Annotated in this window: 1 pseudogene; it reads right to left on the bottom strand. The window is 69.0% G+C overall.

From position 1 onward, the window contains the following. Positions 1 to 259 precede the first annotated feature (259 nt). Positions 260 to 439: pseudogene (locus G3I71_RS47815) on the bottom strand (hypothetical protein); the annotation flags it as partial.

The raw sequence follows: 439 nt of genomic DNA, 5'->3' as shown, positions 1-439 counted from the left end.
ACGCAGCCGGCCACCATCATGATGAGGCCGACGAGGTCGAGGTTGACGCTCTCCAGCTCCCAGTCGCTCGCGAAGGTGAGGATGGCCCCCACCACGATCAGGGCGATGCAACCGCCGATGCCCCGCATAGGATTCGCCTCCGCTGTGTCGTGTGACCGCGCGGGTACCCCGAACTCGGGCACGAAAACGCCGTCGCTGCCCGGGTGTTGTGGCTGCGACGGCGTTTTCGTGGTGGTGCGGGAGGCCAGGACCGTACGGACTAGGCGGGGATCCAGGCGTAGCACCCCGTGGAGTTGAACGTGGCGGTGCCGCCGGGGATCGTGGCCGTGATCCTGTCGCCCGCCTTGGGCGGGGTCTCGGGGCCGGAGGCCAGGATCGAGCCGTCCTTGCCCTTCGCCTCCCAGGTGCAGGCGACGTTCTGGGTCAGCGCCCGGTAGGT

The sequence above is a fragment of the Streptomyces sp. SID12501 genome (assembly GCF_010550245.1).
In the GTDB taxonomy this organism is placed as follows: Bacteria; Actinomycetota; Actinomycetes; order Streptomycetales; family Streptomycetaceae; genus Streptomyces.
The sequence above is the reverse complement of the archived record's forward strand: the minus strand, read 5'-3'. Positions and strand labels throughout refer to the sequence as shown.